Here is a 14,614-nt window from a genome sequence, read left to right on the forward strand (position 1 = left end):
TCTTTTTAATATGAATTCTTGTAGACAAGATTAGGATATTACATTTTCTGCGTATTTCATTATCCAATCGATCATACACCATTACATATCCGGCATCTTGTCTGTAAAAAAGCAGGCGTCTCCAAATGAAAAGAATCTGTACCCTTTTTTAATAGCTTCATTATAAGCATTAAGCACGTGATCTCTTCCCGCAAGAGCTGAAACCAGCATTACAAGTGTTGACTCCGGAAGGTGGAAATTAGTGATAAGGCAGTCAAGAACCTTAAACTTATATCCGGGGTAGATGAATATTGAAGTGTTATCTGAGCACTCCTTAAGGTGACCGTTCTCATCTGCGGCACTTTCAATTGTACGACAGCTCGTAGTACCAACGCAGATAACTCTGTGTCCTGACTCTTTTGCCTTATTGATCTTGTCTGCAGCTTCCTGAGTTACCTGATACCACTCGGTATGCATGTGGTGTTCAAGTACGTTATCAACCTTAACAGGTCTGAAAGTTCCAAGACCTACGTGAAGAGTTACATAGGCAAGGTCGATACCTTTTTTCTCAATAGCATCAAGAAGCTCTGTTGTAAAGTGAAGACCTGCTGTAGGCGCTGCTGCTGAGCCGTCGAACTTGGCATAAACAGTCTGGTACATGTTCTTGTCCTGAAGCTTATGTGTGATATAAGGAGGAAGCGGCATCTCACCAAGTGAATCAAGCACTTCTTCCCAGATTCCATCATAATAGAACTTAACAAGTCTGTTGCCATCTTCTACTACTTCAAGGATCTCAGCTTTAAGTCTTCCATCACCAAATGTAACTCTTGCTCCGGGACGAAGCTTCTTACCAGGCTTAACAAGTGTCTCCCAGACATCGTTCTCTCTTCTTTTAAGAAGAAGGATTTCGCACCCTGCTCCTGTTCCTTCTTTGGTGCCATAGAGTCTTGCAGGTATAACCTTGGTATTATTAAGAACAAGGCAGTCGCCCGGCTCAAGGTAGTCAATTATATCTTTGAAAACATGGTGCTGGATAGCGCCAGTCTCTTTATCCATCACAAGAAGTTTAGATGCAGCACGGTCTTCAAGAGGGTCCTGCGCTATAAGCTCCTGTGGAAGGTCAAAATAATAATCCGATGTACGAAGTCCAAGCATCGGATCATTTAATTCGTTGTTATTTTCATTGGTACTCATAAAATTACTTCCTTACTATCTTCAAATAAAAATCAAATCGTCATGCAATGATAGATTTTACACCTTTTATCCAATAAAACAATCCTTTTTCCATCTCTTATACTATCATTCTGTAAAAAATTCATCAAATAATCACAAAAACGCTTCCACACTTTAACGCTTTAATGATATAATAAATAACAGTATGTTACTGTTCATAAATAGCAGAAAGTCCTTGTATAGCTGACTGCATCTATATATGAAACAGTATTGGCAAAAAATTAGGAGGAGATACAGTCATGAAAGAAATTATGTTAGGCAATAAAGCCCTTGCTCGCGGTCTGTACGAAGCAGGTGTATGTGTTGCCAGCAGCTATCCCGGTACACCCAGTACCGAGACCACGGAGGAAGCTGCCAAGTATGATGAAATCTACTGCGAATGGGCACCAAATGAGAAGGTAGCGCTGGAGACAGCCTTTGGTGCATCCCTTGCAGGTAAGAGAAGCTATTGCGCCATGAAGCACGTAGGTCTTAACGTTGCGGCAGATCCCCTTTTTACAATAGCATATACAGGAGTTAATGCAGGTCTTGTTATCAATGTAGCTGATGATCCGGGTATGCACTCATCTCAGAATGAACAGGATTCACGTCACTATGCGATCGCAGCCAAGATCCCGATGCTCGAGCCATCTGACTCTCAGGAAGCACTTGATTTTGCAAAAAGAGCATATGAGATCTCCGAGCAGTTCGATACTCCTGTTCTTCTTAAGATGTGCACAAGAGTTGCTCACTCTCAGAGCATCGTAGAACTTCATGACAGAGTAGAACTTCCTGTCAAAACTTATGAAAAAAATCCCTCAAAATATATCATGACGCCTGCAAACGCTAAAAGGCGCCATCCTTTCGTTGAAGAGCGTACCAAAAAGCTTATCGAGTATGCTGAAACATGTGACCTTAACCGAGTAGAGATGGCAGATACCAAGGTGGGTATCATCACCTCTTCTACTTCTTATCAGTATGTCAAAGAAGTATATGGGGACAGCGTAAGCGTTCTTAAAATTGGTCTTATTAATCCTCTTCCTGTTAAGCTTATCAAGGACTTCGCAGCCAAAGTTGAAAAGCTTGTAGTAATCGAAGAGCTTGATCCTATCATCGAAACTCATTGCAAAGTATTAGGTCTTACAGTAACCGGCAAGGATGTATTCCCAATGATAGATGAGTTCTCACAAGGCCTTATCGCTTCCAAGATGGGACAAGAAGAAAAGCCTTCCTGCACTCCCATCGAGAACCTCCCTGTCCGTCCACCTGTTATGTGCGCAGGCTGCCCTCACAGAGGCATGTATTATGCCCTTTCCAAGAACAAGATCACAGTCCTTGGCGATATCGGCTGCTACACACTTGGATCTGCACAGCCACTTAATGCCGTTGATACAACAGAGTGTATGGGTGCATCTGTAAGCTCCATCCACGGATTTAATAAGGCTCTTGGCAAAGAAAGTGAAGGCCGAACCGTAGCTGTTATCGGTGACTCAACTTTCATGCACTCCGGTATGACAGGCCTTGCCAATATCGCTTATAACCAGACCAACTCTACAGTGCTCATCCTTGATAACTCCATAACCGGTATGACAGGACATCAGCAGAATCCTACAACAGGCTATAACATCAAAGGTGATCCTGCAGGTAAGATCAATCTTGAAGCCCTGTGCCGCGCTATGGGTATAGAGAATGTACGCGTTGTAGATCCATATAACATCTCTGAGTGCGAAACTGCTGTCAAAGAAGAACTTGCCAAAGAGGCTCCTTCTGTCATCATCAGCCGTCGTCCATGCGCACTTTTAAAACAGGTCAAGCATAACCCTCCTATCAAAGTCAACACAGACAAGTGTAAGAGCTGTAAATCCTGTATGAAGATAGGATGTCCTGCAATCTCTATGAAGAATGGCAAAGCTCACGTCGATCCAACTCTCTGCGTAGGCTGCAATGTATGTACTCAGCTGTGCCACTTCGAAGCTTTTGAAACACAGGAGGGGGTAACAATAAAATGAACAATACAACAAATGTAATGATAGTCGGTGTCGGAGGACAGGGCTCCCTTCTTGCAAGTAAGCTCCTGGGACACGTAATGCTCAAAAAGGGCGTAGATGTTAAGGTTTCAGAAGTTCACGGCATGAGCCAGAGAGGCGGAAGCGTTGTAACATATGTAAGATTTGGCGATAAGGTCTACTCTCCTATTATTGATAAAGGAGAAGCTGACTATATCATCTCTTTCGAAACTCTTGAAGCAGCCCGCTATATGGCCAACTTAAAGCCCGGCGGCCAGGTTATCGTCAATGATCAGCAGATGGATCCAATGCCTGTAATCACAGGTGCAGCAACCTATCCTGAAGGTCTGATCGACAAGATGAAGGATGCAGGAGCTAAGGTTGATGCCATCGATGCTCTTGGAATCGCCATGGAAGCCGGAAGCGCAAAAGCTGCAAACGTAGTCCTTATGGGACGCTTCTCAACATATTTTACCGATGTGACAGAAGCAGAATGGCTTGAAGCATTGGAAGAATGCGTACCACCAAAATTCATCGAACTTAATAAAAAAGCCTTCGACTTAGGACGTAAGGCATAATTATAATGCCCATCACATTTTAGTGATGGGTATTTTGATTATTTTAAAAGTTTAGTTCTAATATATGGATCATTAAAATCCTAAAGCTGGAGATAACATTGAAAACACTAGATGAAGTTCGTGATTTTTTTGCAAATGACAAATACGCAACACAGGTTACGGGAATTGAAATAGTCAAAGCAGATCCCGGACATAGTGAAGTCAGACTCAAAATAGATGATCGGCATATAAATGCTGTTGGCGGACTTATGGGCGCAGTCTTTTTTACTATGGCAGACTTCGCTTTTGCAGTTGCAGTAAATTCAGATATCGATTCAGAATATGTAACCGTGACACTTCAAAGTTCCATAAGCTTTATGAGAACTGTTGGAAGCGGCACCTTAACTGCCAAGGCTGACGTTGTTAGAGACGGAAAATCCACCTGTGTATATGAGATCAGCATCTATTCTGATGACAATACGGAACTATGCAGAGTCGTAACAACAGGATCCAGGGTAAGAAAAAAATAAATATCTATTAAACAAAGGCAAAATAAAAAGAGATACGAAAAATAAAAGTATTTGGAGGAGACAAACACATGATATGGAATGAAACCAAAGAGTGCATGTCACGTGATGAACTTGCAAGTCTTCAAAGCGCAAGGCTTGTCAAAGTCGTCAATAAGGTGTACCACAACGTTGAGTATTATCGTAAGAAAATGCAGGAGCTGGGACTTGAGCCAGGAGATATCAAAGGAATTGAAGATATAGAAAAGCTTCCTTTCACAACTTATGAAGATCTTAACAAAACCTATCCTTTCGGCCTTGCTGCTGTTCCAACATCAGAGCTTGTAAGAGTTCATGCATCAAGCGGAACAACAGGTAAGCCCAAGATCGGCGTATACACAAGACGTGATATCGAAGTGTGGTCTGAGTGCGTGGCTAGATGTCTGTCTATGGCTGGTATCACAAGGGATGACATAATTCAGGTCGGATACGGTTATGGCCTTTTTACAGGTGGTCTTGGTGCTCACTACGGCGCTGAGTATCTTGGAGCTCTTGTTCTGCCTATGTCTACCGGCAATACTCAAAAGCTTCTTGATATGATGATTGACTGCAAGGCTACTGCTATTGCCTGCACACCATCATACCTTCTCCATGTTGCAGAAGATATAGAAAAGCTGGGGGTTCTTGACAAGATCAAGCTCAAGACTGCGATCTGCGGCGCTGAACCCTGGACTGATGAGATGCGTGATCAGATGGAGAAAAGGCTCAATATCAAAGCCCATGACATATACGGTCTTACAGAGATCTGCGGTCCCGGTGTTGCCTGCGACTGCGAGTACCACAAGGGTCTCCACATCTGGGAAGATCACTTCCTTCCTGAGATCATCGATCCTGCAACACATAAGGACCTTCCTGCAGGTTCAGACGGCGAACTTGTTATTACCAATCTTACAAAAGAAGGTATGCCTCTTATCCGTTATCGTACTAAAGACCTTACATCTCTTGAGATCGACAAGTGTGAATGCGGCAGAACCATGGCAAGGATCCAGAGATTTAAAGGCCGTACCGATGACATGCTTATAATTCGAGGCGTCAACGTATTCCCTTCACAGGTAGAAGCTGCTCTTCTGAATATAGATGGCACAACTCCTCACTACATGCTGGTTGTAGACCGCGTAGACAACACAGATACTCTTGAAGTTCAGGTAGAGATCGCTGAAAAATTCTTCACAGATGAAGTTAGAGGACTTGAGAAACTTTCAAATGAGATTCATAATAAACTTAAGAGCGCAATAGGTCTTAATGCCAAGGTCAAACTCGTAGAGCCTAACGGTCTCGTACATTCAGACGGCAAGACCAAACATGTTATAGATAAGCGCAAGCTCTACAGCTAAACATGTTATAGATAAGCGCGAGCTTTATAGCTAAACATGTTATAGACAAGCGTAAGCTCTATAGCTAAACGCGCTCACTATATTATGATCAGCATGTATAATAGTACTAAAAGCAACTAACAGCCATCTTTTTTGAAAGAAAGGAATATCTATGTTTGTAAAACAGCTTTCCGTATTTCTTGAAAATAAAACAGGACGCCTTAACGACGTCCTCTCAATAATAAGCGGCAATGGGATCAATATCCTGTCCATCTCTATTGCAGATACCAGCGAATTCGGAGTATTAAGAATGCTCTGCGAAGCTCCGGCTAAGGCCCATGAACTACTCAAAGAGCACGGCATTACTTCAAAAGTTAATGATGTCATCGTAGTATCAATACCTCAGGAAGTCGGTAGTCTTGAAAAAGTGGTAAGAAGCCTTGAGCAGAACGATATAAATATACAATACGTATACGGACTGTCGCTTGATGATGAAGGCGCTTCTATCGCAATGAAGACAGATGATCTGGAAAAGACACTGGAAGTTCTTAAGAACGAGAATGTGAAACTATATAGCCAGGATGATATGTAGAACTCAATATGGCATAAAAAAGGAGCGCCTGAATAATATCAGACGCTCTTTTTCTATACTAATATTTAATCAATATACAAGATCCATATCTGTAAGGAATGCCTTGTATCCGCGAAGCGACTCATAAAGGTCAGCCTTGGATATTGCTTCCCATGGAGCGTGCATGTTAAGAACTGCTACACCTGAGTCTACAACGTTCATTCCGTAAAGTGCAAGGATGTATGCGATTGTTCCGCCGCCGCCAACATCTACCTTACCAAGCTCAGCTGTCTGGTATACGATCTTGTTGTCATCGCATACTCTTCTGATAGCTGCAAGATACTCAGCATTAGCATCATTAGAGCCGCTCTTTCCGCGAGCACCTGTAAACTTATTGAATACAAGACCGCCGCCAAGAAGTGCTGCGTTCTTCTTCTCAAAGCTTGCTGCAAATGTAGGATCATAAGCTGCGCTTACGTCTGAAGAAAGCATGCAGGAATTTGCAAGGCATCTTCTAAGTGTAAGATCGTTGTAACCTTCTTTTGTAAGATTCATAAGCTCTGCAACAGCATTTTCAAAGAACTTACTCTGCATACCGGTAGCTCCTACTGATCCGATCTCTTCTTTATCAACAAGGATGCAGCAGCCTGTTCTCTTAAGATCCTTAGTTTCAAGAAGTGCTCTCATAGAAGGATATGCACATACTCTGTCATCGTGCCCATAGCCAAGGATCATGGATCTGTCAAAGCCTGCATCTCTTGCTTTACCTGCAGGAACGATCTCAAGCTCAGCTGAGATGAAGTCCTCTTCCTCGATACCATACAGATCATAGAGGATTGCCATTACGCCTCTCTTTACAGCATGGCTTGCATCGATAGAATCTGTGATCTCCTGCTTAACATAGCCTATAGCATAGTTCTCACCGTCTGTAAGCTTAGCATCAGCCTTAGTCTCTTTCTTAGCCTTACCGGGAACCATAAGAGGTCTGCTACCAACGATAAGATCAAGAGCTTCACCCTCGATAACCTTAGCAGCCTTCTTGTCCATCTGCTCTGCAGCAAGGTGGATGAGAAGATCTGAGAAGAAGAATACCGGATCATCCTCGTCCTCACCTACATTAAGCTGAACTGTTGTGCCATCCTTCTTAACAACAACTCCGTGAAGAGCAAGTGGCATAGCTACGAACTGATACTTCTTGATTCCGCCATAGTAGTGTGTATCAAGGTAAGCAAGACCTTCTTTCTCGCAAAGAGGGTTCTGCTTAACGTCTACACGAGGAGAATCGATGTGAGCACCAAGAATGTTGAGACCCTTTTCAAGTGGCTCTGATCCAATCTGGAACATAACGATGGACTTATTCATCCATACGCTGTAAACCTTATCACCTTTCTTAAGCTTTGTCTTACCACCGATAAGAGTATTAAGCTCTCTGTATCCGGCAGCTTCGATCTCGTTAACGATAGTATCAATTGCTTCACGCTCTGTTTTAGCGTTATCAAGGAAGTTCTTGTAATCGTCAGCAAATTTTTCTACAGCTTTAAGCTGTGTCTTGTTGTACGTATTCCACGCATTTGTTCTAAGCATATTTCACTCTCCTTATAAAAAATTGAACTAAATTAACATGCTTCGTTATACCAAAAATATAAATTCAAAGAATTATATTAATTTCGCTCTTTTACAGCTCAATATTATAGCTGATTATTTCCTACTACAATAGTAGTTTTCGGAAATAATCAGCTATTTTTAATGATCAGCTTATAATTTTTTTATTATTAGCATCTTTTAGTACTGGTTAGCTTCTAAGCTCGATGCCCATTGTGAACTGAAGTTTTCTGAGCATCTTGTCTACATATCCGCTTATAACTTCATCTGTAAGCTCTTCATCCTTAGGAGTGAAAGTTATAGTGAAGGCCATGCTCTTCTTTGTAGGAGGGATAGGAAGTCCTTCATATACGTCGAAGAGTTTAACATCTGTTACATACTTGCAGGAAGAGTAGATAGCTTCTTCTACTTCGCCGCAGGTTGTTGTCTTATCCATAATAAGAGCAAGGTCACGCTTCTGTTTATCGAACTTAGAAAGCGGAACGAATGCAGGTACGTTCTCATAGTACTTGGAAAGAGCATCAAGGTCGAGCTCTGCAACATATGCAGGAACTCTCATATCCTCAGCATCCTGGATCTCATATGTGATCTGTCCAAGGTAGCCTACTTCTACTCCATCGCACAGGATCTTAGCTGTTCTGTAAGGATGAAGGAATGGCTTATTGCCTGCTTCATATTTGAAACTTACGTGAAGAGTATCTGCTACGTTATCGCAAAGGCCCTTAAGTGTATAGAAATCCTCATCCTGTCCGAAGATACCGATGCAAAGTGTTACCTTCTCATCCGGATAATCTGTAAGAGGAAGGCTCTTAGGGAAGAATCTGTTACCAACTTCATAAAGTCTTCCTTCAAGAGTACCCTTCTTCTGGTTTCTTGAAATAGCATGGATCATCTGAGCTGCAAGAGTTGTTCTCATAACTGAGAGATCCTCGTTGATAGGATTAAGGATCTTAACTACTTCTCTTTCCTTAGCATCATCAGCATATCCAAGAAGATTAAGGTCTGAAGGTGAGAAGAATGAATAATGCATACATTCATTTGCGCCCTGAGCACAAAGAGCACGCTTAATCCTAAGCTCTGCCTTCTGCTTCTGGTTTCTGCCACCCATTGTTACAGCAGCGCCTTCAAGGAATGTGCCGTGTACGTGGTCATAGCCATACATACGGATAACTTCTTCTGCGATATCAGGATAATCTTCCATATCCTCTCTGTATGCAGGAACCTTGATAGTAAGCTCATCGCCATTTACTACTGGCTCGAAGTTAAGGTTTGTAAGGATTCTAACAATATCTTCATCAGGAACTGTGATACCAAGAACGCCGTTAACCTTCTTGATAGATGCCTTCATCTCTTTTTTCTCAAGGCTGTTACCTGTGTTGACGTCTACGTGTGTCTTGGAGATCTTACCACAGCCAAGCTCCTCAACAAGATGAAGAGCTCTCTTCATAGCCATTACTGTTGTGTATTCGTAAACACCCTTAGAGAAAGCAGCGCTTGAATCAGATGACTGTCCAAGAGCACGTGAAGACTTACGGATATTGTCGCGTGCGAACTTAGCGCACTCAAAAGTTACAGCAGTAGTTGTATCTCTGATCTCGGAATTGAGACCGCCCATGATACCTGCAAGAGCTACAGGCTTAACGCCATCGCAGATTACAAGGTTGTCATTCTTAAGAGTGAACTCTTTTTCATCAAGAGTTACGATCTTCTCGCCATCATTAGCTCTTCTAACGACGATCTTGTTGCCTTCAAGGAAGCTTCCGTCGAAAGCGTGCATAGGCTGACCGAACTCTCTCATGATGTAGTTAGTGATATCAACCATGTTGGAGATTGAGTTATTGCCTACAAGTGCAAGTCTTCTTCTCATCCAGCGAGGGCTCTGGCCGATCTTAACATCATGAACATAGTGAGCAATATATCTCGGGCACAGGTCAGGAGCTTCTACAGATACTGTAAAGCCCTCGTTCTCTGTGTCATCTTCTGTATATGAAAGATCAGGCTCTTTTAAAGGCTTTTCAAGAACCGCAGCTACTTCTCTTGCAAGACCGTAAATACTCTGACAGTCAGGTCTGTTAGCTGTTATAGAAACATCAAAGATCCAGTCATCAAGGCCCAGGATAGGCTTAACATCAGCTCCAACTTCTGTATCTTCAGGGAAAACAAGAAGTCCGTTGTATCCGGCGCCTTCGTACATATCCTCTGTTACGCCAAGCTCAACACCTGAGCAGAGCATACCTTCTGAATCATATCCGCGAAGCTTGCCCTTCTTGATAGTAGCAACGCCTACAACAGTAACATGATCCTTGGCAGTCTCAATAACTGTAGCTCCGTCAAGTGCAAGAGGATACTTGCCACCTGTCTGAACGTTATCAGCACCGCAGACAACCTTGAATGTTCCATGCACGCCTGCATTAACTGTGCATGCATGAAGGTGTGTATCCGGAATAGCTTCGCAGGTCTCTACCTGTCCTACTACAACCTTAGAAATATCCTTACCGACTTCCCAGCTCTCTTCTACTTCGAAACCACATGAGAAGAGCTTTTTCTCAAGTTCTTTGGGTTCTATATCTATATCTACATAATCTTTAAGCCAACTTAAAGGTACTAACATTTTGATTCCTCCTAATAGTTTACTATCGGACATCGTTGCCACCTGTGGCAATGATGTCTAGCGATAAAATGCCATGCATTTTATCGCCTTATTCGTAATGATTAATCTGATTAAGTACATCAAGATCTGACTCAAACAGAAGCTTAATGTTGTTGATACCATACTTAAGCATTGTGATACGCTCGATACCGATACCAAATGCGAAACCACTATACTCATTAGAATCAATTCCGCAGTTCTCAAGTACCTTCTTGTTAACAACACCGCCGCCGAGAACTTCGATCCAGCCTGTACCCTTGCAGAGGCTGCATCCCTTACCGCCACACTCGAAGCAGCTGCAGTCAACTTCTACAGACGGCTCTGTGAATGGGAAGTATGAAGGACGAAGTCTTGTCTTAGTACCTTCGCCGTAGATCTTCTGTACGAAAAGATCAAGAGCACCCTTAAGGTCACAAAGGTTGATATTCTTATCAACTACAAGACCTTCCATCTGAGAGAACATAGGTGAATGTGTAGCATCATCATCAGAACGGAAAACCTTACCGGGTGAAAGGATCTTGATCGGTGGCTTCTGGTTCTCCATAACGTGGATCTGACCTGCTGATGTCTGTGTACGAAGAAGATACTCAGGACTTAAATAGAAAGTATCCTGCATATCTCTTGCAGGGTGATCTGCAGGAGTATTAAGTGCTGTGAAGTTGTAGTAATCGTTCTCGATCTCAGAACCTTCGAAGATCTCGAATCCCATTCCAGCGAAAATATCTATAAGTGTCTCTCTCATCTGAGTTACAGGATGAAGATTACCGGGCTTTCTGATCTTAGCAGGCATTGTTACATCGATCTTCTCGCTCTCATAACGAAGCTTTGCTTCCTTTTCTTTCATCTTCTTATCAAGATCTTCAAAATGCTCAAGTGCCCATGCCTTAAGCTCGTTTACAGCTTTACCATACTCAGCCTTGGACTCCTTGGGAACATTTTTCATCTCCTTCATAAGTGCGCTGATCTTGCCGGTCTTAGGATCCATAAAGCTCTTTCTTGCTTCATATACAAGCTTTGATGTATCAAGACTATCAGCTTTTTCTTTGATCTCTGCTCTTATGGCTTCGATCTTCTCTGTTAATGCAGCATTCTCTAACATTTCATTCCTCCGTTTCTGTCTGAAAACGATTATATTATCTGGACATTCTTAATCTCTCACCTTGGATTTAATCTCATTGTACTGATCTATTGTACTTATCAAGGCAACAAAAAAGTCCCTTGTAAATGCTCTATGCATCTACAAGGGACGAATTACCATAATAATCCGCGGTACCACCCGTGTTCCTGCCTATATATAAAGCGGCAGACTCTCAAAACGCTTAACGCGCGCAACGAATCAAACTAATTGGAAACCAGATATAATATCAATCTTAATATATCGTGGTCCGTTCATAAGATCTGCTCCGGTGCGAATGTTCCGATCATGTCTTTACCCCGAAGGACTTTCAGCCGGTGATCCTCCGTCTCTTTCTATCTGATCTTTAAAATCTCATTAGGGAAAACAAGTCTTCTTAGCGATAATCGCTACACCATCTTTGCATTTGTCTTACATTTTAAATATGGGCACAGCAAAAGTCAAGGTAAAAATACTCTCAAACTATTTCAAGGCCCCCAACACCTGGTCAATATATGCTTTTGCCTTTTCTTCAGTAAGCCCAAATTTCTTGCACAGATCTTCAGCATAAAAGTATGGCGGAACCATACTTGTTGATTTTAACGTTAGCGTTTTTGATATTTTTGCAATATCGCAAACGTTAAACTTGATTCTGATGCTTAGCTTTGATAACAAATGTTTGTTTTCAATTAGTATTTTTGATTAAAAAACAAACAATTTCTTATAGCAAACTGCACTAAGCTTATCACACCTTTTATAAACAAAAAATCAGACTGAAAGGTGATTCTTCCAACACGGTACTTTAGCCTAGATCATATCACACAATACGCTGTCCTATATTCTTAATCACATAAAAACAGACCTACTGCCAGATAATAATCCTCATATTTTATAAAAAATAAGTCCAAGCATTCATCACGAAAAGAAAGTGCATCAAACGCAGCCTTTGTTTTATCATCAATAGGTGATGCAAGAGTATATATCCTCTCCGGCTTCCCGATATATCTGTCTATTTCCTTTATGAAAGCATCATAATAATGGTCTGCCTTTTCCAGATCAGATTCTGTAAAATCAGCTTTTGTCTTAAGTACACTTAAGATATCCTGTCCCCTGTCGACTACGTCGAAGTCCATAGCTGCTACACACTCAAGCCTTTCTTCATAGTCATCATCCTCTTCAGATAAATGCGTTTCGACTAATTTATTCTTGAAATCGCTGACAAGAGTATCGAGGCTACTTTTGAACATAAAACTAGAAGTTATTACATATTTGGGAAACAATAGAGCAAGATCTACTCCTGCACTTAAAGCCACTTCATCTTCATAAGATAAATCCTTATCAGGATCTGCATCTGATAATAGTTCCCAGTGATATAAGCAGATCTTATTATTTAGAAATTTTTCCAGTACTGTATCAGCTTTCTTGGCCTGCAATAAAGCTTTGAGTCCGCAATGGGTCCTTGTTACTACAATATACCCACCATCTATCTTCGCATCATATATTATCTTCGTAGATCCATCATCGGACATCTGGATAATGAACTTGTTCTTGTCATCAGTCCTTGAAACCTCAATTTGCCTCAAAGAAAAAAATCCATCATCATAAAACGCGTTGTCAACAAAAAAGTTCCTATATTCCCCCAATGCCTGCCTTGCACCATACTCACTTAAAGTCTCAATTTCCATATCACAATCTCCTTAAACTTAGTATTATCAATAATACTGTAGTGTCTCAGACATCAAGTATTATAACAAGGCCAATATTAAAAAAACAAAAATATGATAGAAGGTAGATTATATAGGATATACGGCTTATATATTACAATATTTTATTGACAATGTTTGGCTTTTCTATAAAAATAATATTGGAAGTATAATCTTCCATCTGGCCGACATCCGGCTTTTATCCACATAACACGCAAAACTAAATATTTATTTCGAGGAGGTGTCTATGGAAAAATATGATATCTTAAATAAAGCACGCAAAATGACAGATCCAAGTGCCAAGAAAGTCAGTATGACTATTACAACGTTAGATCCGGATGCACCGTATAAGCTTACATGGGATATAACATTGGATATACCTGAGTTTGTAAGCTATTGCAAGAATTCCGGTGAATATGTATTTGACTTTCTGATCAGTTTCAGTAGTCTTCTACTGGATGTATGTATTAACTAATATTTTGGGCAATTATTCAAATGCCTACAGCTACAATGTATATGTAACGCATTAGCTGTAGGCAACTTCATATGCAAGTTATCGCCCTTTTATCTTTGAATTAATGAATTCAATATCCTTCTTTGTCTTAATGACATCAACCAAATATGCCAAAACGAGAACAATACCGACATAAATAAATGCCATCCAGAAATTACTTCTAAAAAACCAGCCTGCAATAAAACCAAATAGCATTACTATTCCGGTTGCGACCACGTATTTTACCACGTAGCACCACAGGATTGAGAGCGAAATGAATTCATCTATAAACCAGTTGGCCAGGGTTATTATAAATGACAGTAGAAAAAGTTCTATCACAAGTCTTATCTCATCTGTAAGCCCAACCCATATTATAGAAACTGTAAAGACGCACAATATCATTAATGCAGCCAATATACATGTATCTCTTAAGATTCTTTTCATATACTATTCCTCTTAAAAATCTTCTTAATATCAGGAAGATATTTTCTAGATACTATGAGTTTCTCATCGTTATCCATGATTGCCTCAAGATGACTATTCCTTATCTGCCTTATCTCCCTTAAGTAATCAGTGTTCATGATACATGTTCTGGATATTCGTACAAGCCCTGTGTCATAAATACCCCCTTCAATATCTGACATAGATCCGTCAAATCTATACACCATATCTTTGGTATAAAGGAAAAGCTTTCTCTCGACATTTTCAATATAATAAATGTCGGATAAGCTTACGTTAACGGATCTATCGTCAATCCTTCCTGTAAACGCCATATCCATCCTGCCTATTTTTCTGACCAGGCTTTCTACTGATTCGCTCCACTCGGGATACTCTATAATGACAGTCAA

At 41.1% G+C, this 14,614-nt stretch carries 13 protein-coding genes; 6 read left to right on the forward strand and 7 right to left on the reverse strand.

The features are described 5' to 3' along the window. Positions 1-81: 81 nt before the first annotated feature. A complete protein-coding gene (gene queA, locus WAA20_RS12155) occupies positions 82-1,173 on the reverse strand; it encodes a tRNA preQ1(34) S-adenosylmethionine ribosyltransferase-isomerase QueA (RefSeq protein WP_278308445.1) in 1,092 nt (363 codons plus the stop codon). A 278-nt stretch (positions 1,174-1,451) separates the two neighbouring features. Here queA and iorA point away from each other — a divergent pair, with 278 nt between their 5' ends. The 5 genes from iorA (at position 1,452) to WAA20_RS12180 (ending at position 6,225) form a co-directional block, all read left to right on the forward strand. Next, a complete protein-coding gene (gene iorA, locus WAA20_RS12160; RefSeq protein ID WP_073387970.1) occupies positions 1,452-3,200 on the forward strand; it encodes an indolepyruvate ferredoxin oxidoreductase subunit alpha in 1,749 nt (582 codons plus the stop codon). Beyond that, the gene (locus WAA20_RS12165) at positions 3,197-3,775 is read left to right on the forward strand and encodes an indolepyruvate oxidoreductase subunit beta (RefSeq protein WP_027216670.1); all 579 of its coding nucleotides are present in this window, start codon (positions 3,197-3,199) and stop codon (positions 3,773-3,775) included. The genes iorA and WAA20_RS12165 overlap by 4 nt, the downstream gene beginning before the upstream one ends. 98 nt (positions 3,776-3,873) lie before the next feature. After that, on the forward strand, positions 3,874-4,284 hold the full coding sequence (locus WAA20_RS12170) for a PaaI family thioesterase (RefSeq protein WP_022753002.1): 411 nt from the start codon (positions 3,874-3,876) through the stop codon (positions 4,282-4,284). 68 nt (positions 4,285-4,352) lie between these two features. Beyond that, positions 4,353-5,654: a phenylacetate--CoA ligase family protein gene (locus tag WAA20_RS12175; protein WP_027218177.1), complete on the forward strand. Its 1,302-nt coding sequence runs from the start codon at positions 4,353-4,355 to the stop codon at positions 5,652-5,654. Positions 5,655-5,805: 151 nt separating this feature from the next. Beyond that, entirely contained in the window at positions 5,806-6,225 is a 420-nt protein-coding gene (locus WAA20_RS12180) for an ACT domain-containing protein (RefSeq protein ID WP_073387972.1), read from the forward strand. Positions 6,226-6,294: 69 nt separating this feature from the next. On the opposite strand, the gene WAA20_RS12185 is transcribed toward WAA20_RS12180, so the two are convergent. From WAA20_RS12185 to WAA20_RS12200, 4 genes are all read right to left on the reverse strand, one after another. After that, complete coding sequence (locus WAA20_RS12185; RefSeq protein WP_073387974.1) at positions 6,295-7,788, reverse strand: aminopeptidase; 1,494 nt, start codon at positions 7,786-7,788, stop codon at positions 6,295-6,297. Between the two features lie 208 nt (positions 7,789-7,996). Continuing rightward, the gene (gene pheT, locus WAA20_RS12190; protein WP_073387976.1) at positions 7,997-10,417 is read right to left on the reverse strand and encodes a phenylalanine--tRNA ligase subunit beta; all 2,421 of its coding nucleotides are present in this window, start codon (positions 10,415-10,417) and stop codon (positions 7,997-7,999) included. An 88-nt stretch (positions 10,418-10,505) separates the two neighbouring features. Beyond that, positions 10,506-11,555 carry a phenylalanine--tRNA ligase subunit alpha gene (gene pheS, locus WAA20_RS12195; RefSeq protein ID WP_073387978.1) on the reverse strand — a complete coding sequence of 350 codons (1,050 nt, stop codon included), beginning with the start codon at positions 11,553-11,555 and terminating at the stop codon, positions 10,506-10,508. Positions 11,556-12,412: 857 nt separating this feature from the next. Next, on the reverse strand, positions 12,413-13,255 hold the full coding sequence (locus tag WAA20_RS12200) for a hypothetical protein (protein ID WP_073387980.1): 843 nt from the start codon (positions 13,253-13,255) through the stop codon (positions 12,413-12,415). Between the two features lie 265 nt (positions 13,256-13,520). Between WAA20_RS12200 and WAA20_RS12205 the strand changes: the two genes are divergently transcribed. Beyond that, positions 13,521-13,748, forward strand: coding sequence for a hypothetical protein (locus WAA20_RS12205; RefSeq protein WP_073387982.1), 228 nt, complete (start codon positions 13,521-13,523; stop codon positions 13,746-13,748). A 78-nt stretch (positions 13,749-13,826) separates the two neighbouring features. Here WAA20_RS12205 and WAA20_RS12210 read toward each other — a convergent pair whose 3' ends face one another. Both WAA20_RS12210 and WAA20_RS12215 read right to left on the reverse strand, forming a co-directional pair. Continuing rightward, a complete protein-coding gene (locus tag WAA20_RS12210) occupies positions 13,827-14,210 on the reverse strand; it encodes a hypothetical protein (protein ID WP_073387984.1) in 384 nt (127 codons plus the stop codon). Continuing rightward, positions 14,207-14,614, reverse strand: coding sequence for a LytTR family DNA-binding domain-containing protein (locus tag WAA20_RS12215; RefSeq protein WP_338801116.1), 408 nt, complete (start codon positions 14,612-14,614; stop codon positions 14,207-14,209). Before WAA20_RS12215 ends, WAA20_RS12210 begins: the two co-directional genes overlap by 4 nt.

Source organism: Butyrivibrio fibrisolvens (assembly GCF_037113525.1).
GTDB classification, from domain to species: Bacteria; Bacillota; Clostridia; order Lachnospirales; family Lachnospiraceae; genus Butyrivibrio; species Butyrivibrio fibrisolvens.